This window comes from Desulfoluna spongiiphila (assembly GCF_900101345.1).
GTDB classification, from domain to species: domain Bacteria; phylum Desulfobacterota; class Desulfobacteria; order Desulfobacterales; family Desulfolunaceae; genus Desulfoluna; species Desulfoluna spongiiphila.
Genome location: NZ_FMUX01000013.1, coordinates 99,213 through 122,749, shown reverse-complemented (window position 1 = coordinate 122,749; position 23,537 = coordinate 99,213). Strand labels below are relative to the sequence as shown.

Here is a 23,537-nt window from a genome sequence, read left to right as displayed (position 1 = left end):
GAAGGAAGGGGATTTTTTTCGTATCAGCGTTGAGGGGCACCGGGGTAACATGCTAAATTAAATTAAGAATACATTACACATATCCGTTTTTCAACACAAAACGCCCTCTCCTTCGCCTGGTTCACCGCCCCGGAATCCCATGGACACAGACTCACCGAGTGCCACATCAACCCCTTGCCCACAAACACCCTGAACGAAGGAGCCCCAATGAGCAGCTCAGGAAAACAACCCCCAGGAAACGACGACTGCGGTTGCCCCGTCCCGGCCATGAACTCAAACCATGAAAAAACCATCAATTTAGCCCTGCAGGGAGGCGGTGCCCACGGAGCCTTCACCTGGGGGGTGATGGACCGGCTCATTGAGGATGGGCGACTGAGCATTGAAGGCCTGTGCGGAACAAGCGCCGGGGCGATGAACGCCGTGGTGTATGCCTACGGCAACATGATCGGCGGCGCCGACGGCGCGAGGCAGGCGCTTTACGACTTCTGGAAGACCATCAGCGACACGGCCCGGCTCATGAGTCCCCTTCAACAGGCCCCCTGGGAGGCCTGGACCGGCACCTGGAACATGGACACCTCCTTTTCCTTCAACATGTTTGAACTCATGACCCGGGCCTTTTCCCCCTACCAGTTCAACCCCATGAACATGAACCCCTTACGGGATATCCTCGAAAAGGCTGTGGATTTTAAGGTGTTGAACCGGTGTCAGGAGACCAAATTGTTCATCAGCACCACAAAGGTGCGAACCGGCAAGGTCCGAATCTTCACAACCGATGAAATCACCCTGGATGTCGTCATGGCATCGGCATGCCTTCCCCAGATGTTCCAGGCTGTCAAGATCAACGGAGACCACTACTGGGACGGCGGTTACATGGGCAATCCGGCTATTTTCCCCCTCTTTTACCATACAGACACGCGGGATGTGGTGATCATCCACATCAACCCCATGGATCGGGAAGAGCTCCCGACAGATGCCAGCGATATCACGGACCGCTTAAATGAAATCACCTTCAACGCCTCCCTTCTAAAGGAGCTGCGCTCCATCGCCTTTATCACCAAACTCATTGAAGAGGGCTGGCTCAAGGATGAATACAAGGGCCGACTGAAGCACATGCTGATGCACTCCATCCGGGCGGACAGGATCCTGTGCGACCTCAAGGTCTCCAGCAAATTCAACAGCGACTGGGGATTCCTCACGGACCTTTTCAACAGGGGCCGGTCCACGGCAGAGGCCTGGCTCACGGAGAACTACGACGCCATCGGGACGCAGTCCACGGTGGATCTGAAAAAAGAGTTCTTCGACATCGGCAGTGAGCACGCCGGGTAAAACGATCTCCCTCATTTAATCATACACCCTGATGTCCTTTATAAAAAAACAGGTTTATTCAAGGGTTCATTTTAAGGTATGGAAGAAAGGATCAAAAAATCGGCACACCTGCCCGGCAGGCCACACGTAACGACGACAAGGAACGACAGTGGAAGTTAAGATTGCAGACCCCTCGGATATCGAAAGCACGCTCCGCCTTCATTACAGGTACCAGATCGACTCCATCAACGAAGCAGACAAAAAGGACGGATTTGTCACCACACCGTTTACCGAAGCCCAGTTAGACGCCTTGATCGCACGGGAAAACGGTCTCTTTGTTGCAAAAGAGAACGGCGAGGTGGTCGGCTACGCCATGGCAGCCTCCTGGACGTTCTGGTCGGTGTGGCCCATGTTCGCCCGCATGATTGAGGGGCTCCCCGAGTTGAGCTACAACGGCCGGGCCTTGAGTGTGGACAACTCGTTTCAGTACGGCCCCATCTGCATTGACAAATGCCTCAGGGGCCACGGCGTTCTTGAAAATATCTTTCAGCTCGTGAAAAGCACCATGGGAAAACGCTACCCGGTCCTGATCACCTTTGTGAATAAAAACAACCCCAGGTCCCACGCAGCCCATACGCGCAAACTCGGCCTTGACGTCATCAACAAATTCGAATTCAACGCCAATCACTATTATGAAATGGCGTGCGAGATACACGCATGACCAACGTACACACATCCATCCCATCGGATCTTGAGGCATGGATCGCCCTGGCACGGGAGGTTGAACCGCTGTTCGGACCCATGGCCGGCGACGCGTCCTTCCGGGCCGCCTTGAAGCAGGCCATACAAGACGAACACGCTTTTTGCCTCCGGCAGGAGCCGGATGCCCCCCACAAGCCCCTTGCAGGGGGCATTGTCATCTCACCGGACACCAATGAGATCGCATGGCTTGCCGTGTCCGCAGCCAGTCGGGGAAAAGGCATTGGCACGGCCCTCCTTGGCGAGGCACTGGCCCACCTCACCCCACAGGAGGCCATTGTTGTCCAAACCTTTGACGGGTCGGTACCTGAAGGCCAGGCCGCCCGATCGCTCTACGCACGCTTCGGGTTTGTCGACCTGAAACATGGCGGCGACAACCCCGCCGGCCTCCCCACGGTCATCATGGAGCGTCCGGCAACCGGTAACAGCGCATAGCCACCACCGGATCAGGCAGAATCCCCACAGTGCAGGACAGAGGCACGACGCAAACCGGTCACACGCCAGCACACAGAATCGAATGGGGAGCCTGGGTACAGAAGGCCTGGGACAACCATCCGACGAACCGGGCCCGTACCGGTACCTGCCCCACGGTTTCTATCCCCTCCTGCCCCTCCACATCACCACGGACGCATCCGTTTTTCAACGGCAGCTATCTATTGAAATTAATAGTTTATATCTTGACCCTCCGTCAAAATAGCTGTAAACATTTACAAACATATCACACCACAGATCAACCAGATCACGCCATTTTCCCAGTCGCTTCAGCTGTCCGAGATCTTGAGATGCATCATCCTGGCCACCATGCGGATTCCAATTCATCCGATGCCATTGACAAACCACTGCAAAAAAAGAGATGAACAGCGATGAACCGATCAAAAAACGTGTTCCCCATCGAATTGATAATGCTCCTTTCCGTCCTTGCCCTTTGCCTGGTGTCCGGTCCCACAGTCGCATCGTCTGCGGAACCGACTGGCCTGTCCATGGCCCAGCGCCTCAACGGGAAGTGGGTAAGACGTGACGCGCCCTATCGCCTTGCCATCACGGATATCGGCCCCAACGGCGCCATGCACTCCTCCTATTTCAACCCGCGCAGCATCCATGTCCACGAAGCCAATTGGACCATTCAGGAAAACAGGGTGCACCTGTTTATCGAGTTCCAGGACACACACTACCCTGGCTCGCGATATCTTCTGAGATACATCAAAGAAAAAGACGCTCTGGAGGGAGAGTACTTCCATGCCATCCAAAACACGACCTATGACGTTGCCTTCGTGAGAATGCCTGCTCAATAGCCCGAAGGACAAGAAAATCGCATAGAAAACGGTGGATTACATTTTTTAGTTTTGGATTCATCGGTTTCGCATGAAATATCCGGGCTGACGCCACCGTCCCTTCTTTGCACTGATATCCCCGTTGTCCCTTCACGCCCCTGAGAAATAAGCCGCGAACCGAGGCGCTCGCCTTGCCCCCTGAAGGCTCCCTGCTCGAACGATTCCGTGTAATCTCCGGCGCCCTTTTTCCCCAGTATAACGTTGCCCGCGTTATGCTTTTTGCATACCCCCGTGGACTCAGGAAGGACCGATCAACCGACACACAGGAGGATGGACCATGAGCAGGCATAAATTCTTAAATATCGTTGTTGCCCTGAGCCTTTCCGTGTTGTTCTGCTGCGGCCCGGCCAAGGCCAAGTCCAAAGCGATCATTCATGACGCAGAGTACTACGTTCTGGAAGCGCAGCATGGAGAGAAGTGGGCCACCGAAGACGAAGAGCTGGACAAGAAACTGGCTGAGTTAAAGGAAAAACACGGCACCCCGCCCAACATCATCCACATCATGTGGGACGACACCGCCGTAGGGGAAATCGGTGTGCCTCAAATTCAAAAAACACGCGGCTGGGAAACGCCAAACATGAACAAATTCTCAGCAGAAGGGATCTATTTTGCCAGGATGTATACCGAGCCCTCCTGCACACCGAGCCGTGCCGCAGTAATGACCGGTCGGCACGCGGTGAGAAACGGCATGTACAACGTGGGGTTCCCATATGAATACGGCGGGCTGGCAGCTGATGAGGTGACCATGGCAGAGGTCCTGGGACAGGCGGGATACGCAACGGCCTTCTACGGCAAGTCCCACCTCGGGGATATCGAGTCCAGCTACATGACCAAACAGGGCTTTGATGAAGCGCTCTGGACGCCTTACAACCAGGTCCCCAGCATGTACACCCCGGACCTGGAACGGGCGGGTGCCATCCGGCCGGGCAGCCTCAATGACGGGGTTATTCCCGAAGACCCTTACGACATCGATAAAGGGTGGCGGCCCAAGGGCTATATCTGGGCCCTTGAAGGGGTGAAAGACGGCCCGGTGAAAGAGTGGGGCACGCCCCCCAACCTTGAAGACTACATTGCCATGGACGGCGAATCCCAGAAGCGACTCAGTGCGTTCATGAAAAAAAGCATCGAAGCCAAAAAGCCCTTCTACGCTGCGTACTGGCCGCAGATGACCCCGTTTACGGGATTTCCGGAGAAAATAACCGCATCAGCCGGAATGTTGCAGGAGGCCATCGCGCGCTTTGACGTATACGTCGGAGAACTTATGGAGGAGCTGAAAACCCTGGGGATCGAGGAGAACACCCTGGTCATTCTCATGGCCGACAACGGCCCCATGATCCACAACGGCCCCCCCGGCATGGTGGAGACCCTCCATCGGGGCGGCAAAGGAGACTTCCTTGAAGGGGGCGTGCGCGTGACCGCCCATGCCCGATGGCCCGGCGTCATCGAGCCGGGCCAAATTGTGGGGGATATCATCCACGAGACCGACCTGTTCACCACCTTTGCAAGTCTCGGAGGGGCCACAAAATACATCCCCACGGACCGCATCATCGACGGGGTGGACCAGACAGCACTTTTCTTGAAAGGGGACACCCACAGCAGGCGGGATTACGTTTTTATCTACACCGGGGACGAGCTCGCCGCAACGGTGAAGGGACGCTACAAGCGAGACTGGCGCAACGCCGTGCCAGGCCTCAGCGGAGCCGAGTTCTACGACCTCTACAACGACCCCCGGGAAGTGTACCCCATGATGCTCCAATTGTTCCCGACCAAGCCCATGTTCAGTATCATGAAGACCCGCCACCTCATGATGAAATCGGCGTACCCGGACAAAGGGCAAAATCGCGACTTCCCCTTTAAAAACATTGAAAATGCTCGGCCTGAGTCTGTCGAAGCGTCCAAACCCCGCTTTGACGCCGAAAAGCTTCCCTTTGACCCGCGTGAAGCCATCATGCAGGTGCCCGAGTGGGATAACCTTGACCGGAACTGGGGGGCCGGTAATTAGCAGGCACTCGCCCAGATCAAACAGGATCCCCAAACCACGGCGCTCCGGGCATTCCCATGGAGCCTCCCTAAACGAACAAAGCCCCCGGCTTTCCAGCCGGAGGCTTTGTTTTTTAACAGCGCAACAGAAAGGGATTTGCAGCGCACACAACAGCTAAAACCCCATCTTCCTTAAAGAAGCCCCCCGACTACCCATGTCGGTGAATAATAAAATGCCGCCCCTTGATCTTTTTCACGGAGAGGGCTTTTTCGGCCTTGTCGGCAACGGTGCGCTCGATGGCGACATACGAGTAAAAATCAAAGCAGTTGATCTTGCCCACGCACTGCCCGTCGATGCCCGCGTCCTTGGTCAGGGCCCCTAGGATGTCTCCGGGCCGAAGCTTGCTTTTGCGCCCGCCGTTGATGGAAAGGGTCACCATGGCAGGGGCCGGTGCGTCCCCGACGGCAGGGGGAAGCTCCGCCGCATCGGTGGCCTCAAAGGCCGTCTTCATCATGGCGTTGATATCTTCCAGTCGAAACCTCTCCTTGGGGGTCAGCAACGAAAAGGCCAGCCCCTCCTCCCCGGCCCGGCCTGTACGGCCGATGCGATGGACATACACCTCGGGTTCAAAGGGCAGATCATGGTTGATCACCGCGCTGAGCCCTTTGATATCAAGACCCCTTGCCGCCACGTCCGTTGCCACCAGGATCGGGCAACTGCCGTTGGAAAACCGCACCAGCACCTCGGTGCGCTCCTTCTGTTCGATGTCCCCATGGATAGCCAGGGCCGAGAACCCTTTTTTGCGCAGAAAGGAGGCCAAGGCCTTGCAGTGGAGCTTGGTGTTGCAGAAGACAAGGGTCGACTCTGGCTTGAAGGCGGCCAGGATCCCGGCAACGGCCTCGGGCTTTGCATCCCAGTCGGTTTCATAGAAGTGCTGACGGATGACGTTCTCTTCATGGGCCACATCCACCGCCACATTCTGTGCGTTCGTCTGAAACCGACGGCTCAGTGCCAGGATGGGATCCGGGAAAGTGGCTGAAAAAAGGAGGGTCTGACGTTTGGAAGGCACATGGGCCATGATGGCCAAAATGCTCTCTTCAAACCCGACATCAAGCATCCGGTCCGCCTCATCCAGAACAAGGGTGGTGAGGTTGTTCAACGAGAGGGTCCCACGCTGCAGATGCTGCTCGATGCGCCCCGGGGTTCCCACCACGATATGGGCCTGGTGCTCCAGGGAGATCTGCTGGGGCCTGAAGGGGACGCCTCCGCAGATGGTCACGATCTTGATGTTGTGCTTGAAACGGGCAATGCGCCGCAACTCTCCGGCCACCTGCTCGGCCAGCTCCCGGGTCGGGCACATCACCAGGGCCTGCACCCTGAATCGTGCCACGTCAAGGTTATGGAGCAGCCCGATGCCGAAGGCCGCCGTCTTGCCGCTCCCCGTCCTGGCCTGGGCCAGGAGATCCTTGCCCTTCAGAACATGGGGCAAACTGGCGGCCTGGACCGGGGTCATCTCGTCATACCCCATGGTCCCTAAATTTTTTATCATCGACTTGGTCAACGGCAACGCCGTAAATGCACTCATCAAACCCTTCCTTTGGTAGATAAAGCGGCTCCCTCCTTATGAATCATCGCCTGGGGGGTGCCGCCTGTTAAAAACCTCGCAGGTAGATCATAGATTCCTGTAAAAAGCCATCAAATTGTACCATTGACAAAAATCCCGGAGCGTTCAACATATTCGTTGAGCCTTGTTCGCAGCCCAGCTTTTCGTATATCCTTTTTTCCATTCATCCGGGGAGACACACTGCCCCACCAAAAAGGAACCATGCCCATGGAGACCTTCACAGCCCCCAGACCACTTGTGGCCAACCCGGATTTTCCCGAGCAGCGGCGGCGTGCCCTGGCTGGCCTCACCGAATCCATGATCGATGCGCCCCTGCGCGGGATCGTCGCCGATTTTAACCGATTGCCCTGCTGCTTTACCCTCCAGTGCTGCTACGGCCACTTCCTGTTTTCCGGTCGGAGGGACCCGGAGAACCTTGTGCCCCTTCCGGCCATTCCCCCTGTGAAAACCGTGGAGTACCGCATCGCCTACCTTGCCCTGTGCGTTGACAACACGGCCAGAGGAAAACAGCTCATAGAAGCCCTGGCCGTCCTTCCGACCCTTGACCCCGGCAACATCCAGTTTGGCTGCGCCGACTGGTTTTGGGAACGTCAGGTCAACTCCTATGCCCTGCAGGTAGAGCCCCACCGGTTCAGAAAGGAAGACAAGGCCGTGCTCCCCTACGGGGAAGCCCTTGCCATCGAAAGGACACGCGATGAGGTCTTTCGCCGATTGAACATGGACCTCGCAGGCCCCGTTTTCCTGTGATCTCATCTCAGCCGCCATGGTCCGCGGGTGCCTCGCAAGGTTGGCGGCAAAAGTCTCGCAAGCCATGGGACATACAGCCGTATCCAAATCAGCATCCTGAAGGCAGGTCAATTGACTTTGCAGGTAAAACATGAAATAATCGTTAAAATTCAACATATACAGACCTTTTTTTATCCGTATCCCCTCCATACCCAAATCAGCGTAACCTATACTCACACATCCGCCGGCACCATCCAGGGCCACAAGGCTCGGCATGGACCGTATTGAGATGAAGGGCACCGCCAAATCGCGAATTCGCGACATACGAGTAACCATCCACCACAATGGTGACCCTGTAATACGCAGGAAACATCTACACCAACATCATACCGGGGCTGTTGCTACGGACTGAGCCTTTGGGCCGGACCCAGCCCGTTTGACCATGACGGTATCACATCCGGGTATTTAAAGCCGGAATGAACCAGGCGGAAAAGAGCCCCCATGGTACGGGAAAGGGAATATGGCAAAAAATCGAGCATGCGTTCTGACACTTCTCCTTATAGGGTTCCTGATCCCGGTCACCGTTCCCCCTGCTGCCGCCCGGTGGGGTGGTTCCGTCGGGACAGGCTATTCCCGGACCCAGAGGAGCGGAGACCTGGGCCTTGGAACCCAGGGGTTCGGCCCTGTCCTTGTAGATGTGGACCTCTCCCCGAGTGATTTCGATGATGTGACAAACGCCTCCTTCGGCATCGACCTTGGCCTCACCGACGGCACATGGACCATAGATTTTTCACTGGACCTTCTGGAACTGGAAGACAACGCCCCGGAGCGCCTGGCAGACGGTATCACCGTCCGGTCCAAAATGGACTTTGACACGACCTCCGTGGAACTGACCGTGGGGCGCAGCGTTTACAAAACCCGATGGGTGACCCTGGGTCTCCATGGGGGCCTGCGCTACGATCGACAGAAACTCTCGGTTCATCTCTCCCAAGGGACCACCAGCGAGCAAACAGAGGTGGACGAAGCATGGCTGGATCTTCTCATGGGTGGATCGGCTGACGTGCCCTTTGCTGAAAAATGGCTCTGGAGCAACAAGACCAATGTGGGATTCGGGGGCTCCGAAGGGACCTGGTTTGCCTCCACCGCCGTCACCTGGCGCTTTCACCCGCACTGGTCCACCGAAATATATGGTGAATTCACGGCAGCAGACTATGAAAATGGCGGCGAGGAAGACACCGACTGGTACCGCTACGATGTGGACGAAACCATCTGGGGAGCCAACGTGCTTTTCCACTGGTAAGGCGTCCACTTACACATATACCGAAGAGGGGCCCACACGCCCCCCCTCTTTCTCAGGTGCTCATGATTCATACAGGCCCTCTCAACAACCAAGAAAAAAAGGTGAAAAAATGAAACGTTCATGGTTCCTGATCGCACTGGTATTTTTCCTGGCAGCCATCACCATGCCGGCCTACGCCATCCAGCCCATCCCGGAAGAAACCGGTTTCTCCGGGTTCGTCAACGTCGGTATCGGCGCCATGGAGTTCGAGACCAACATGATCGCCGGTAACTCCATGGGCGATACCGGAGACGATACCATCACCTCCCTTACGGACAGCCCCGACTCGGAAAGCAGTGCCACCCCGGTTCTGAACTTTGAAGCATCGTACACCTTCGCCGAAACCCGAACCCAGATCTTTGCGGGCAACAGACTCGAAGACCTGGTCCGGTACGACCTGTCCACCCTTGTCGGCATCCGGCAGGAACTGCCGCGCAAGAGTATTGTCAGCATCGCCTATGTTTTCACTTCCTTTCCCACCGAGGTGTGGGAGGACCCCTATGTAATCAACCAGAAACGGGAGAAGACCGACCGGACCTCCGACGGCCTTCGCCTGGGCTACGACAAGATCCTGGGCTCCAAATTCGAGGCGGAGTTCACCTGGCGCGATGTGAACCTGGACGACGAAACAAGCGGACAGACCCAGCTCATCAGCAGCGGGGACATCACCGCCAATGAAGCCAAACTCCTGGACCGCAACGGAGACGTCTATGTCGGAAAACTCTCCTACCCCTTCGTTCTGAGAGAAAAGCGCCACGTTATCGTTCCCACACTGGATTACACCATGTACGACCTTGATGGGGACGCCATGTCCTTCGACCGGTATGGCCTACTCCTCTCCTATCTTTTCAACACCGAAAAATTCAACCTCATCACCAACCTGTACCTCGGCCTGTCCGAGTTCGATGAAGAGAACCCCATCTACGACAAAACCCGGGAAGACGACGTTGCCGGCGCAACCTTTTCCGCCTTCTGGAAAAAATTCCTCGGGGTTCCCAAGATGAGCCTGGTCGGAACCATCGCATACTACAACAGCGACTCAGACATCGATTTTTACGATACCACCATCACCATGGGGACGGTATCGGTCCTCTACCGTTTTTAGGCAGATCTACACGGCTCACGGAATGTTGAAGATAAAGGAACAACACCCGCCTGTTCACCTACACGCACCGACCGGCATGAGATGTGGTCGGTGCCGCTCCCTTACCCGCAGGGTGCACGGAATGCACCCTGCGGGGCCTGCCGGTCATGCCGGTGCCCCAACCCATGAAACCCCAGGCATGCCGGCCCCCACAAACCACCCCCATCATCGTCTATTGCTTTAACCAAAAAACTATGCTTTGTTCCTGTAGAATTAATTGTCAACCCGGCGCATGTGCCCCGTCACCCCCCTGGGCCTGCTCCGGGATTCATCGGAGATGTGCATCATACAAGCCTTTTTTGTTTGTGCCAGGCCCCCAAAGGGCCGTCGATGTTGTGATGAATTGCCAAAACCATACATTTTATTTAAGGATACACCATGTCTGCTTTACCTGAAAAAGTCAGCAAAGCCTGGGACGAGCACCAGGGCCCCGTCATTTTAACCACCGTGGACGAAGCCGGAACCCCCAACGCCATCTACGCAACCTGCGTCTCAAAATATGACGAAGAGACCCTGGTTGTGGCCAACAACTACTTCTCCAAGACCCTTGAAAACATCCAGTCCGGAAGCAAAGGATCCCTTCTTTTCATCACCAAAGAGGGGGCAGCCTATCAGGTCAAGGGCGCCATCGAGTACCACACAGACGGTGCCGTCTTTGACGACATGAAGAACTGGAACCCTGAAAAGCACCCTGGCCATGCGGCAACGGCGCTCAAGGTGGAATCGGTGTATTCAGGTGCCGAAAAGCTCCTGTAAGACGAAAGACATACCGACCCAGCCACAAAAAAAGCCCCAACCGGCGACTGCATGTTGCCGTTGGGGCCCTTTATTAATAACCTCATCCCGGTGCTTTTCCTCCCCTTCCCGTCCCAACACACCACGCCGCCCGATGCGCTGATTCCCCATAAGGGATCCCAAGAAGGTTGCATGCCACGCCACGACCACGTATGAATGGCCCCTACAGACATGCGCGCCACGCACCTTGTGGGTGGCACTTCACTTCAACGACGCCATATCACGGGCCGCCGGACCGGCTCCCCGAAAGAGCGGCCCAACCCGGATACCAGCGCTATGATCCCCTTTGACATGAAGACGTCCATCTTCACCTACATCCTCGTCAACCACATTTACAGCATTGTGCTCGGGATTACCTGGTACCGGAACAGAACGCGCCGGTGGGGAATTGGCTTTTTTTTCGCCGATTTTGTCTTCAAGTCGGCGGGCATGACCCTGGCTTGCCTGCGGGGCGCGCTGCCCCCTGTCATCTCCATTGTTGCGGCAAACGTCCTTATGTTTTCCGGAACCCTCTTTATGCTCTTCGGCATGGCCCGGTTTCTTAAGGTCCGGCTGCGCCAAAGGCCCTACGGCCTGTACACTCTTTTATTCACAGTGCTCTACGCCATCTGTGCCCTGGTTTACCCGGATATCAGGGCCCGCATCGTGATCTTCTCGGGCATGCTCGCCCCTGTGGTGGCGCACACGGCCTGGCTTGTTTATACCTCCCCCCATAAGGACCTGAGAAGCCATGCTAGTCCGGCGGGGATTGCCTTTGCGCTGTTCGCCGTGGTCTTTGGAGTACGCGTTGCATGTGCCCTCACCGGAGACCCCATCGCCAGCTATTTTCATGCCCCCATCACGGACAGTTTTCTCACCATCCTCTGCCAGGTCCTCTCTGTGTACCTGGCCTACGCACTGCTGCTCATGATCAGCAACAGGATCGCCGACCTTCCGGACAGAGGGACGGTGCCACTCACACCGCAGGGGCCTGGGGCAGGTGCCCCGGGCCCCTGCGTCTGCTACCGCTTGTATCGTAAAATTTTTCCCCGAAAGGGGCTCTTCAGGTAGGACTCGGAATTGACGGGTTTGCTGTGGCTGTGGGAGTACCCCAAAAGGGCCATTTTTTTGCTGAACCGGCCCTGCTCGCCACGGCCCGGATCCACGAGGATCACCTCACAGTGCGGCTTGGCGTGCTGATCGATAAAACGGGACAACAGCTCGGCATGGTCTCGCTCATACAGGAGGTCGCTCCCGGCAATGAGGTCGAATGATCCCAGCCTCGTGTCGTTGTCCTCCCATCCCGTACGGACAAAGGGAATCTTTCGCCCCTTGTTGATTCTCACATTCTCCAGAAGGAAATCAGACACCTCAGGGTGGTAGTCCGTGGCGGTGATGTCCGCGTGACGATGGTTCAGCACCAGGCTCGTCAAGGCAATGCCGCAGCCCACCTCGAGAATACGCTTCCCTTCAATTTCAAAATCCTCCATGAAATGAGCAAGGACCTCACTGGAAGGCCAGATCACACCGAACAGTGGCCATGTGGCGGACGATATGCCCAAGTTTTCTGCGACTCCGCCGACATCTTCATATTGCTGTTTATCACGTAACGTCCGTATATGAATATCCATACCATCGAATTCCATGGTTTGATAACGAACACGTACCGAAGACATAAGGCTCCTACTATATGGATGATACGCAGCACGCTGATCTTGATCGCCGTTTGCTGCGCTTATGTCTACCCTACACCCATTGAAAGTATTTAGCCAATGAATAGCCAAAAGAATGCCCCGCCCGGTATCCGGGATAAATCCCGGCCCAGCCGCCCGAAAAAAACACGTACAGATACCTCACAACAACAAACAGTTACACACAATGCACCGCATATAAACGGCCGCAACACTGGTCCGAGGCTGTTTTCTGTCACCCCGGCGATCAATTACTGAATGTCAACAAACCAGGCACACGTACCATCGTCAAACAGCACACAAAAGCAAGTATTGTTAGACATCACACCGCCCAGGAAAGTCAGCCCCCCCCCCCATGGAATGGTCACACATTTTCTTTGAAAACGCGCAAAGGTTCGGGATCAGCCCCTCACACTGTTCCGCCGGGCCGCCATGAATTTTGCCGCCGGCTCTGTAAAACCGAAGCGGCCACGGCGCCTTTGGACTCCGCAGGGCGTTTCCTGCCCGGGATAAAAAAAGAAAAAAAGCGACCGGTAACACTCAATGCGGGTATGGCGGGGAAGCCCCTGCCTTTTCAAGGAGCTGCCACCGATCTTCCATGGGCCGGGCCTGTGCCCTTGACATCCTCACCTGCCGAGCTATAGTTTCCAAAAAATAGGAATCAAAAACACCAACGGCAGTGGTCGGGTAACGATTTTTCATGCAGACACATGGAGCTGCCGTATGAGCCCTCTTCACTACCAAAACCATACACCGGCCTCCAGGCAGTCCGGTCATTGAACCGTGCAAAGCCAGACTATGAAATACGTTGTTCGTACTGTGTATCTCCTTACTCTCCTGTTACTCCTCATGCCTTGTTCCGGATACGGTTCGGATCTCCCTGTGGCCTTACGCGTGGGGATCTGCGAGGCCCGCCCGTTTTGTTTTACAGATGCAGACGGCACCCCACGGGGCCTTTACCCTGACCTCATCAACCACATCGCCGCCCAGGAACAGTGGGACGTCACCTTTGTTTCCGGCACCTGGGAGCAAGGGCTGGAGCGATTGCAGAGGGAGGAGATCGACCTGATCACCGCCATTGCCTTTTCCCCCGAACGCAGCCTCACCATGGACTTCAACCGGGAATCGGTATTTGAAGAGTGGGGACAAGTCTTTGTAAAACAGGGCAGCCCCATCCGCTCCATTGAAGACCTCAAGGGAAAACGCGTGGGTGTCACGGCCAGGGATATCAGCGGCATCAACTTCCGAAAGACCGCCCAAAAACTGGGCATCACCTGCCATATCAAGGAGTACCCCTCCTCCACAGCGGTCTTTGCCGCAATAAGAGCAGGGCAGGTTTCTGCAGGGGTTGCCACGCAGCTTAACGGTCTCTACCGATCCCACGGGCCATCCCTGGCCCCGAGCCCCATCCAGTTTTCGCCATTTTCCATCGCCTTTGCCGCCAAAAGAGGCCTCCATGGCGACAGGCTTGCCACCCTTGACCGGTACCTGTCCCGCTGGAAAAAAAGGCCTGACTCCTACTACGACAAGCGCCTTGCACACTGGACAGGCCTGACGGCCTATGAAAAAACCGTCACCCCGCGCTGGCCATTCCTGGCGGTGGTGGTCATTGCCATGGGATCTGCCATGCTGGTCTACCTGAACAGGGCCCTGAAGCGTACGGTCCAACACCGTACCCGGGAGCTCCAGTACCGGAAAAAACAGTACAAGGACCTGGTTGAAAGCGCCAACAGCATCATTCTGAGGATGGACAAGTACGGCCGCGTCCTGTTCCTCAACCGATTCGGCCTGGACCTGTTCGGCTATTCCAGGGAAGAAATTTACGGACGCAATGTCCTGGGAACAATCCTCAGCCCGGAGGCGGCCCGGGCCCTTCATATCACCGGCCACGATACAGAAGCCTTCGACCTTCTGGAAACCCAGGCCCTCATTGAAAATGAAAACACCTGCAAAGACGGACGCACGGTCTACATCCAATGGAGCAACCGGGCCATCACCGATGACCTGGGCCGTTTCCAGGAGATCTTGAGCATCGGCATCGACATCAGCCAGCGCCGGCAGCTGGAAACCAGCCTGTACCAGGCCCAGAAGATGGAAGCCATCGGGACCCTTGCAGGGGGAATCGCCCACGACTTCAACAACATCCTGACGGTGATCTTCGGGTACACGGAGCTGGCGCAGTTGTATATCCACTCCCCCGAAAAGATAAAGGAGGCCCTGGAACAGATCTCACAGGGCGGAATCAGAGCCAAGGAGCTGGTCTCCCAGATCCTGACCTTCAGCCGGAAATCGGAACCGGAAAAACAGCCCCTCCAACCCCTTCTGATCATCAAAGAGACCGTCAAGCTGCTCAGGCCCTCCCTTCCGTCGACCATCAGGATAGAGAGCATCATCAAATCCAAGAGCATCATCCACGCAGACCCGACCCAGATCCACCAGGTCATCATGAACCTGTGCACCAACGCCTACCATGCCATGGAAACAACGGGCGGCACCCTGCGGGTCGCCCTGACGGACACCAGCATCAATGCCCCGGGTACCATGCCGGGAGAGCTTCCCCAGGTCCTTGGAGAGTACATCCTGCTTGAAGTCACCGATACCGGCTGCGGTATCGAACCGGGACTCATGCCGCATATATACGATCCGTACTTCACCACCAAGGAGAAGGGCAAAGGCACAGGCCTCGGGCTCTCTGTTGTCAAAGCCATTGTCAAAGAACATCAGGGACACATCTGCGCCAAAAGCCTTCCCGGCAAGGGAACCACCTTTAAGGTGTTCCTGCCCCGTTTCAAAAGCAAAGTAAAACCCATCCTTCCCGGTACACGCCGTGCCCAGGTCTCCGGGGACAATGAAACAATCCTGGTGGTGGACGATGAAAAAAAAATCACGGACAGCCTCTCGGACCTCTTGTCCCTTCACGGGTACACCCCCCGCCCCTTCACCGACGGGGCCAGCGCCCTGGCCTGTTTCAAGGAGGCCCCGGACACCATCGACCTGGTTCTCAGCGATGTCACCATGCCCGGCATGACCGGCACGGAGCTGACCAGGCAGATGACCGCCATCCGGCCGGAACTTCCCGTCCTCCTCTTCTCGGGTTACAGCGAGCCCATGGCTCGCGACGAACTGACGGACCTCGGCAATGCCGACTACCTTCAAAAACCCATGGACACCGACACCCTGCTGACTAAAATCAGGACGCAGCTGACCCGCGGAACGGACGCCACGGGCACGCCCCCCGTAAAAACGGCATCCTGACCACCCTCGGGCTCCACCCCTTTTCGGCAGCACAAGCCATACGACCTACTCCGTGGCATTGCCGATGGCGCAGAAAAGGATTGACTATGATTAGGGCCCTAACTACAATCACCCCATGTTTAACCTACGAGGCTTTCCCAACGACCAGATTTTTTCCCGGATGCAGCAGGACTACCCCCAACTGGACCCGGATGCCGTCTCGGCTTTTTTGCGCCTGCTCGTTGCAGGCAGCGACTTTCTGGGGCGTCTCGATGCCCTTCTTTCCGGTCACGGCATCATGCACGGAAGGTGGCTCGCCCTGATCCAGTTGCGACGCAGGACGATTCAACGCGCCCTCCCCTCGGAACTGGCCCAGGAGCAAGGTGTGACCCGTGCCACCATGTCCGGGCTCCTGCGTCAGCTTGATCGGGACGGACTCATCCGCCGACAGGAAGACCCCGCCGACGGACGAAAGGCCGCCGTGATCCTCACCGACAAGGGGGTGGCCCTTCTGGACCGCATCATGCCCGAGTACTACACCCTCGTAAAGGAACTCATGGCTCCCTTAAAGGCCCCTGAGAAAAAAGCCCTTGCGGGCATGCTGGACAAGCTGCTGATGCGCCCGGCATCCCCCTCCCCGACGGACCCGGCCACCTGAAACACGCCCTAACCCGAATATTTCATGAGAAAACGACCAAGCCAAGTCAACAAGATGTCATTACAAGTAATTATCTAAAAAAAAGCAGTAACTATTCAGCTCAAACAAGCCTCCGGCGGCCCTGTCGGGGGCCAAACGTTTAAAAAGTTTGACAAACAGGTCTTAAGCAAGCCTTTCCAGGCTCAGCCGAAATAATTTCCACTTTTTCGCATTAGAAACGTTTTTTGCGGAGCTTTTTTTCAAAAAAGCGACCCGCCGGAGGCAAGCTGAATAGTTACAAAAAGCAGGCATTTAAATAACACAAATGCCATTTGTCGGGCTAAGCGATATGGCAACACAGGGCCTTTGAATCACTCGACAGACCGCATTGGCTCTGGTCAGCATGGCCAAACCCGCATTTTTTCACTTTGATAGTTAGGGTCCTAATTACACAACCATCCATAGTCCAAACAGAAGCGCCCCCAAAGCGTTTCCGAACACCCTCAACCGGTGTGGTGACGGTCCCGTCCCCACACCCGAATCACAGGAGACTCACCATGATGACACAAGTTGCCTTAGGCAGGACACCCATCCGCGTATCCCGCATGGGACTCGGCTGCATGGGCATGTCCGAATTTTACGGGCCGTCTGACGACACCAACTCCCTTAACGTACTGGAGCGCGCCTTTGAACTCGGCGTAAATTTTTACGACACGGCCGACATGTACGGCCACGGCCACAACGAAAAGCTCATCGGCAGGTTTTTGAAGGGCAAACGAGACCGCATCGTCCTCGCCACCAAGTTCGGCATCGTCCGCAAGGAAAAAGGCACCTATGAACGCACCATCGACAACAGCCCCGCGTACCTGAAAAAGGCCTGCGAGGACTCCCTTGCGCGCCTGGGGGTCGACCACATCGACCTGTACTACGCCCACAGGCTCAACCCTGAGCAGGATTTGGATGCCATGATGGGGGAACTCTCCCGACTGGTGGAGGAGGGAAAAATCCGCGCCGTGGGCCTAAGCGAGGTCTCGGTCGAGCAATTGCGACGGGCCCACGCCATCCACCCGGTGGCGGCGGTGCAGAGCGAGTATTCCCTGTGGACCCGGGACATCGAAGAAAACGGCCTCCTTGCCACCTGCCGGGAATTAGGGGTGGGCTTTGTCCCTTACAGCCCCCTGGGACGCGGGTTCCTCACCGGGACCATCACCGACACCAAAGAGATGGACAGCGGAGATTTTCGGCGCATGTCCCCGCGCTTTGAAGAAGAAAACCTGGACCGCAATCTTGCCCTGGTGGCCTCGGTTCGGGAACTTGCCCGAGAGAAACAGTGCACACCGGCCCAGATTGCCCTGGCCTGGGTCATGGCCCGTGGCGAGGACATTGTCCCCATCCCCGGAACCCGCAGGACCCGCTACCTCGAAGACAACGCAGGTGCCCTTGAGATCATCCTCGAAGCCTCGGACCTCTCCTTTCTCGACGGAATTTTCGTCTCAGGCGCCGTTGCCGGAGAGCGGTACCCCCAGGAGGGGATGAAGGGCCTCTCCTCCTGAATTGTAACCATTCAGCCTGCCGTTGCCTCCGGCGGCCCTTCCGGGGGCCAAACGTTTAAAAAGTGTGACAAACAGGTCTTAAGCAAGCCTTTCCAGGCTCCGCCGAAATAATTTCCACTTTTTCACATTAGAAACGTTTTTTGCGGAGCTTTTTTTCAAAAAAGCGACCCGCCGGAGGCAAGCTGAACAGTTACTAATTATTCAGAATTTCTTCCTTTTCTGCAAAACTGAGTCTACCCTCCATACACGAAAGGCCGTTGCAAACCGCAACGGCCTTTCGTACACAAAATATCCTGATTGTTGACTCAAACCCGTTGGGACGAGCTGAATCGTTACACCACCATCGTCATGAATGGCCGCAGCCCATCAGCACATGTGACGACCCTGAGAAACGAAGGGGCGGAGCATGTGCGAACCTGGGTTCCAAGGGCTCAGCCCTTGACCGTCGGGGGCACCCTTAAGCCAGGGCTTTGGAGACAATTTCAAAAACACCGTTGGCAAGGTTTTCGGTCCCTTTGATCCGCTCCAGTCTTGCCTTCATGAGACCCTGGCGTTTTTCATCGTAGCGTTTCCAGCGGTTGAAGCCGGAGGCCATGCGGGCGGCGATGCTGGGGTTGATGGTGTTTAAGGCGATGACCGTATCGGCGAGGAGGTCATAGCCTTTGCCGTCCAGGCGATGAAAATGCCAGGGGTTGGCCTGGCAGAAAGCGCCGATGAGGGCGCGCACCTTGTTGGGATTTTTGATGTCGAAATCGGGATGTTCCATGAGGGATGCCACCCGCTCCAGGGTCCCGGGACGGTTGGAGAGGGCCTGGGCGGTGAACCATTTGTCCAGGACCAGGGTGTCCCCTTTCCACGCCCCGTAGAACCGGTCCATGGCCTCGTCGCTCTCCGGGGAGTCCATACCGACAAGAACCGTCAGGGCAGCCAGCTCGTCCGTCATGTTGGCGGCCGAGGCAAAGGCGTCCATGACAAAGGCCGGGGACTCCACCCGGGAGAGGTAAGACAGGCAAAGACCCTTGAGGCGGCGCTTGGCCATGGACTGGGTGTCCGGGCGATAGGGGCCGACCTCTTTGCACGCCTCGTACACAGACCGCCAGCTCTCCTTGAGGGCCACGGCCAGGGTGTCTGCCACAAACTCGCGGGCCGCGTGGATCCCGTCCACGTCGATCTCGGCCATGCGGTCCCCCAGCTCGGTTTCCGACGGCAGGGTCAGGGCCTGGGCGATGAGGGCCTTGTCCAGAGTCGGATGCGTGAGGGTCGTTTGGACAGCTGCCACCAGGTCGGTGCTCAGGGCCAGGGGCTCCCCTTTTTTCAGCTCAGCCACCATACCCAGAATGGTATTGGCATAGAGCTGCTGGGCAGCATCCCATCGGTTGAAGGAGTCCGTATCGTGGGCCATGAGGAAAATCAGCTCGGCCTCGGTCAAATCCGTGACCTGGTTAATGGGAGCGGAAAATCCCCTGAACAGGGAAGGCACCGGTTCTTTCTCCACCCCGGTAAAGGTGAAGGATTCCAAATCCGAGGAGAGGCTCAGGACGCGCTCCAAGGGACCGAGAGAGGTTTCCCCTTCAAGGGTGAGGGAGACAGGGGCCCCGTCGTCGCCCAGAAGCCCCATCCTCACAGGGATCTGCATGGCTTTCTTGTTGGCCTGACCAGGGGTATCGGGCACCTTCTGGGAAAAGGTGAGGGTGTAGCGGGAGGTCTCCGCGTCGAAGGCGCGGGTGACGGTCACCTTGGGGGTACCGGCCTGGCTGTACCAGAGACGGAAACGGGAAAGGTCCACACCCGAGGCATCCTCCATGGCCGCGATGAAATCCTCGCAGGCCACGGCGCTGCCGTCGTGGCGGGCCACGTAGAGGTCCATGCCCTTGCGGAAGCCCTCGGGCCCAAGGAAGGTATGGATCATGCGGATCACCTCGGCCCCTTTGTTGTACACCGTGGCTGTGTAGAAGTTGTTCATCTCGATGTAGGACTCGGGCCGAATGGGGTGGGCCATGGGCCCGGCGTCTTCGGCAAACTGGGAGGCCCGCAGTCCCCGGACGTCTGCGATGCGCTTCACCGCCCGGGACCCCATGTCCGAGGAGAACTCCTGGTCCCGGAACACGGTGAGCCCCTCTTTGAGGGAGAGCTGGAACCAGTTGCACAGGGTCACCCGGTTGCCCGTCCAGTTGTGGAAATACTCGTGGCCGATGACCCCTTCGATGCCCTGGAAATCCATGTCCGTTGCCGTCTCGGGCTTTGCCAGCACGTACTTGGAGTTAAAGACGTTGAGCCCCTTGTTCTCCATGGCCCCGGCGTTGAAGCTGTGGGTGGCCACCACCATGTAGGTGTCCAGGTCATACTCCAGGCCGAAGGTCTTTTCATCCCAGGCCATGGACTTTTTCAGGGACTCTATGGCGTGCCCGCACTTGTCTGCGTCCTGGTGGTCCACATAAAACTTCAGGGCCACCTCTCGCCCTGAGGCCGTGGTAAAGGTATCCTCCCGGCAGGCCAGATCCCCCGCCACCATGGCAAAGAGATAACTCGGCTTTTTATGGGGGTCTTCCCAGGTTGCAAAATGACGCCCGCCGGAAAGCTCCCCTTCGTCCACCAGGTTGCCGTTGGCCAGGAGCACCGGGTATGTCCCTTTGTCTGCCGAAACGGTACAGCGATAGCTGCCCATCACGTCCGGCCGGTCCGGGAAAAAGGTAATGCGGCGAAAGCCCTCGGCCTCGCACTGGGTCAGGAAGGTGCCGTCGGCAAAGTAAAGCCCCTCAAGGGAGGTGTTGGTCTCGGGGTGGATCTTCACCTTTGTCGTGAGGACAAAGGCATCGGGAGCCGCCGGCAGGGTCAGGACTTCCCCTTCAAGGGTGTACTCACCGTCGGTAAGAACGCGGCCATCCAGCTCAATGGAGACCAGGTCAAGCTCCCTGCCGTCCAAAAGTAAAGACACGCCGTCTGCTGCCTCGGGACTTTTCCTGACGCCCAGGCTGGCGGTCACAAAGGTTTCGGTTTCGAATATATCCGCATGGAGTTCAACGGTCTCCACATTAAAATCAGGGCGCTTGTAGTCCTTAAGATGGGTTTCGACAGGTTCGGTCATGGGGGTTCCCTTTCGATGGGCAATGAATCATCAGCACACGGGCCTGAAAGGCGGATACGCCCTTCACGGCCTTCAATGATCCAAAGATAAGGAGATTCCGTTAAAAATTCAAGGCTCAGAGAAAAAAACCAAACCATGCTTTCTATGGCTAAAGTGGGACAGGAAAAGCAAGCCTCCGGCGGCGAGGTGAGCCACCTTGAAAGCATATTGCCATTGCAGCTCAGCCTTTCCAGCATGAAACGATATGACGCTGGGGTGATAGTCTCAGGTAGGAGGGATTGTATCAGGAGTGGAGGAAAACCTCCTTGAGACGTCCCCAGGCAGAGCCCGGGGACGAGAGACAAGTAGCCTTCTGGCTGAACGAAATCGTGTAGAAGACCTCAACGGTCCCCCACGGGCGCAACCTGGGGTCCAGGGGCTGTAGCCCCTGGCTGGCTTTTCCTGCCCTTTCTACTTTTTGGCGTTCTTCAACGACGCCCGGATGAAATCCACGAAGAGGGGGTGGGGTTCCATGGGGCGGGACTTGAATTCGGGGTGAAACTGGCAGCCCACGAACCAGGGGTGGTCGGGGACTTCCACGATCTCCACGAGCTCGCCGTTGGGGGAGGTTCCTGAGAGGATGAGCCCCTTGTCGGTGAGGGCCTTTTTGAACTCGTTGTTGAACTCGTAGCGGTGGCGGTGGCGCTCGGAGATGGCCTCGGTGCCGTAGGCGTCCCGGGCGTGTGTTCCCTCTGCAAGGGTGCAGGGGTAGGCCCCGAGGCGCAGGGTGCCGCCCTTTTCGGAGTTCACGTCCCGTTTTTCCATCTCGCCGGTGCGCTCATTGACCCACTCGGTCATGAGGTAGATGACGGGGTGGCCGGTCTTGGCGTCGAACTCGGCACTGTTGGCGTCATCCATGCCGGCCACATGGCGGGCGTATTCGATGACGGCGATCTGCATGCCAAGGCAGATGCCGAAGTACGGCACCTTGTTCTCACGGGCGTAGCGCGCGGCAGCCACCTTGCCTTCGGTGCCCCGGGAGCCGAAGCCGCCGGGAATGAGGATACCGTCGGCATGGCCGAGGAGCGAGGCAGCGTTGGCGTCGTCCACGGTCTCGGAATCGACGAAATCCAGGTCCACACCGCAGTTGTTGGGAACCCCGGCATGGTAGAGGGCCTCGTTGAGGCTTTTATAGGACTCGGTGAGATCCACGTACTTGCCCACGATGGCGATGGTGATGCGCTTTTTGGGGTTCTTGAAGCGGTGGGTGAACTCTTCCCAGTTCTCCAGGCGGGGGGCCCGGGTCCAGATCTGGAGGTATTTGATGATCTTCTCGTCCAGGCCCTCTTCGTGGTAGACCTGGGGCAGCTCATAGATGCAGTCCACGTCCCGGGCGGTGATGACCGCGTCGTCGTCCACGTTGCAAAACAGGGAGATCTTCTTCTTGAGCTCTTTGGGGATCTCGCGATCGGAACGACAGATAAGGATGTTGGGCTGAATGCCGATGCTCCGGAGCTCTTTGACGTTCTGCTGGGTGGGCTTGGTCTTGAGCTCGCCTGCGGCGGCGATGTAGGGCACCAGGGTGAGGTGAACGTACAGGACGTTCTCCTTGCCGAGGTCGGCCCGCAGCTGGCGGATCGCCTCCAGGAAGGGAAGGCTCTCGATATCGCCGATGGTGCCGCCGATCTCAATGAGGGCCACGTCCACGTCGTCCCCCACCAGAAGGATGCTGCGCTTGATCTCATCGGTGATGTGGGGGATCACCTGCACGGTGCCGCCCAGGTACTCTCCGCGGCGCTCCTTGGTGATGACGGAGTTGTAGATCTTGCCGGTGGTGAAGTTGTTGTTCCGGCCCATGCGGGCCGTGGTGAAGCGCTCGTAATGGCCGAGGTCGAGGTCGGTCTCGGCGCCGTCGTCGGTCACGAACACCTCACCGTGCTGAAAGGGGCTCATGGTACCCGGGTCGACGTTGATGTACGGGTCCAGTTTCTGGATCGTGACCTTCAGGCCACGTGCTTCGAGAAGTGCTCCGATCACTGCGGAGGCGAGCCCCTTGCCCAGTGATGAAACAACCCCGCCGGTCACAAAAATATACTTGGTGTTATGCCCCATGAAGTTACCTCTAAAAATCGCACGAGATGCGTTGGATATGGATTATACGAACAGAAACCCGACCCGTCAGACCGACGGGCCCGGAACATCGTGTATACCGCATGCCGGATGCATCAAAAAAAAAGATAAGCCACGGGCGGATCACCATCACCTGCTTATCTTTTATCACAACGGAAAAGGGGTCCGCCATGGATATCACCCGGCTTGTTTTGTTGCACCGGATAGTATCCAATCACCTGGCCGAACGCAAGGTTTGAAAGTCC

17 protein-coding genes are annotated in these 23,537 nt (G+C 57.0%); 13 read left to right on the top strand and 4 right to left on the bottom strand.

Annotation, left to right across the window (positions count from 1 at the left end; genetic code table 11):
* The first annotated feature begins 207 nt into the window (after window positions 1-207).
* From BLQ12_RS17145 to BLQ12_RS17125, 5 genes are all read left to right on the top strand, one after another.
* Window positions 208-1,326 (top strand): patatin-like phospholipase family protein, encoded by a 1,119-nt coding sequence (locus BLQ12_RS17145; RefSeq protein ID WP_217640339.1) that lies wholly within the window; start codon window positions 208-210, stop codon window positions 1,324-1,326.
* A gap of 148 nt (window positions 1,327-1,474) precedes the next feature.
* Complete coding sequence (locus tag BLQ12_RS17140) at window positions 1,475-2,026, top strand: GNAT family N-acetyltransferase (RefSeq protein ID WP_092212294.1); 552 nt, start codon at window positions 1,475-1,477, stop codon at window positions 2,024-2,026.
* Window positions 2,023-2,499, top strand: a complete 477-nt coding sequence (locus tag BLQ12_RS17135; RefSeq protein WP_092212292.1) for a GNAT family N-acetyltransferase — start codon at window positions 2,023-2,025, stop codon at window positions 2,497-2,499. Before BLQ12_RS17140 ends, BLQ12_RS17135 begins: the two co-directional genes overlap by 4 nt.
* Before the next feature lie 428 nt (window positions 2,500-2,927).
* The gene (locus BLQ12_RS17130; protein ID WP_092212290.1) at window positions 2,928-3,356 is read left to right on the top strand and encodes a hypothetical protein; all 429 of its coding nucleotides are present in this window, start codon (window positions 2,928-2,930) and stop codon (window positions 3,354-3,356) included.
* A gap of 316 nt (window positions 3,357-3,672) precedes the next feature.
* Window positions 3,673-5,397 carry a sulfatase-like hydrolase/transferase gene (locus BLQ12_RS17125; RefSeq protein WP_092212288.1) on the top strand — a complete coding sequence of 575 codons (1,725 nt, stop codon included), beginning with the start codon at window positions 3,673-3,675 and terminating at the stop codon, window positions 5,395-5,397.
* A gap of 187 nt (window positions 5,398-5,584) precedes the next feature.
* Here the strand turns inward: BLQ12_RS17125 and dbpA are convergent, their stop codons facing one another.
* Entirely contained in the window at window positions 5,585-6,961 is a 1,377-nt protein-coding gene (gene dbpA, locus BLQ12_RS17120) for an ATP-dependent RNA helicase DbpA (RefSeq protein ID WP_092212286.1), read from the bottom strand.
* 246 nt (window positions 6,962-7,207) lie between these two features.
* On the opposite strand from dbpA, the gene BLQ12_RS17115 reads away from it, so the two are divergent.
* The 5 genes from BLQ12_RS17115 to BLQ12_RS17100 all read left to right on the top strand — a co-directional run bounded on the left by BLQ12_RS17115 (window position 7,208) and on the right by BLQ12_RS17100 (window position 12,054).
* Window positions 7,208-7,747 carry a hypothetical protein gene (locus tag BLQ12_RS17115; protein ID WP_092212284.1) on the top strand — a complete coding sequence of 180 codons (540 nt, stop codon included), beginning with the start codon at window positions 7,208-7,210 and terminating at the stop codon, window positions 7,745-7,747.
* Window positions 7,748-8,246: 499 nt separating this feature from the next.
* Complete coding sequence (locus BLQ12_RS27510; protein WP_175469890.1) at window positions 8,247-9,026, top strand: hypothetical protein; 780 nt, start codon at window positions 8,247-8,249, stop codon at window positions 9,024-9,026.
* Window positions 9,027-9,135: 109 nt separating this feature from the next.
* The gene (locus BLQ12_RS17110; RefSeq protein WP_175469889.1) at window positions 9,136-10,170 is read left to right on the top strand and encodes a DUF2860 family protein; all 1,035 of its coding nucleotides are present in this window, start codon (window positions 9,136-9,138) and stop codon (window positions 10,168-10,170) included.
* A 417-nt stretch (window positions 10,171-10,587) separates the two neighbouring features.
* Window positions 10,588-10,965 carry a pyridoxamine 5'-phosphate oxidase family protein gene (locus BLQ12_RS17105; protein WP_092212280.1) on the top strand — a complete coding sequence of 126 codons (378 nt, stop codon included), beginning with the start codon at window positions 10,588-10,590 and terminating at the stop codon, window positions 10,963-10,965.
* Between the two features lie 315 nt (window positions 10,966-11,280).
* Window positions 11,281-12,054, top strand: coding sequence for a hypothetical protein (locus BLQ12_RS17100; RefSeq protein WP_092212278.1), 774 nt, complete (start codon window positions 11,281-11,283; stop codon window positions 12,052-12,054).
* Here BLQ12_RS17100 and BLQ12_RS17095 read toward each other — a convergent pair.
* Window positions 12,006-12,614 carry a class I SAM-dependent methyltransferase gene (locus tag BLQ12_RS17095; RefSeq protein ID WP_302846795.1) on the bottom strand — a complete coding sequence of 203 codons (609 nt, stop codon included), beginning with the start codon at window positions 12,612-12,614 and terminating at the stop codon, window positions 12,006-12,008. The two genes, BLQ12_RS17100 and BLQ12_RS17095, sit on opposite strands and share 49 nt — an antisense overlap.
* A gap of 942 nt (window positions 12,615-13,556) precedes the next feature.
* Here BLQ12_RS17095 and BLQ12_RS17090 point away from each other — a divergent pair.
* From BLQ12_RS17090 to BLQ12_RS17080, 3 genes are all read left to right on the top strand, one after another.
* Complete coding sequence (locus tag BLQ12_RS17090) at window positions 13,557-15,929, top strand: ATP-binding protein (protein ID WP_175469888.1); 2,373 nt, start codon at window positions 13,557-13,559, stop codon at window positions 15,927-15,929.
* Window positions 15,930-16,044: 115 nt separating this feature from the next.
* Window positions 16,045-16,566 (top strand): MarR family winged helix-turn-helix transcriptional regulator, encoded by a 522-nt coding sequence (locus BLQ12_RS17085; RefSeq protein ID WP_092212272.1) that lies wholly within the window; start codon window positions 16,045-16,047, stop codon window positions 16,564-16,566.
* A gap of 536 nt (window positions 16,567-17,102) precedes the next feature.
* Window positions 17,103-18,098 (top strand): aldo/keto reductase, encoded by a 996-nt coding sequence (locus BLQ12_RS17080; protein WP_254782073.1) that lies wholly within the window; start codon window positions 17,103-17,105, stop codon window positions 18,096-18,098.
* A 457-nt stretch (window positions 18,099-18,555) separates the two neighbouring features.
* Here BLQ12_RS17080 and pepN read toward each other — a convergent pair whose 3' ends face one another.
* Window positions 18,556-21,183, bottom strand: coding sequence for an aminopeptidase N (gene pepN / locus BLQ12_RS17075; RefSeq protein ID WP_092212270.1), 2,628 nt, complete (start codon window positions 21,181-21,183; stop codon window positions 18,556-18,558).
* Window positions 21,184-21,633: 450 nt separating this feature from the next.
* Window positions 21,634-23,274 (bottom strand): CTP synthase, encoded by a 1,641-nt coding sequence (gene pyrG, locus BLQ12_RS17070; protein WP_092212268.1) that lies wholly within the window; start codon window positions 23,272-23,274, stop codon window positions 21,634-21,636.
* Between the last annotated feature and the right edge of the window lie 263 nt (window positions 23,275-23,537).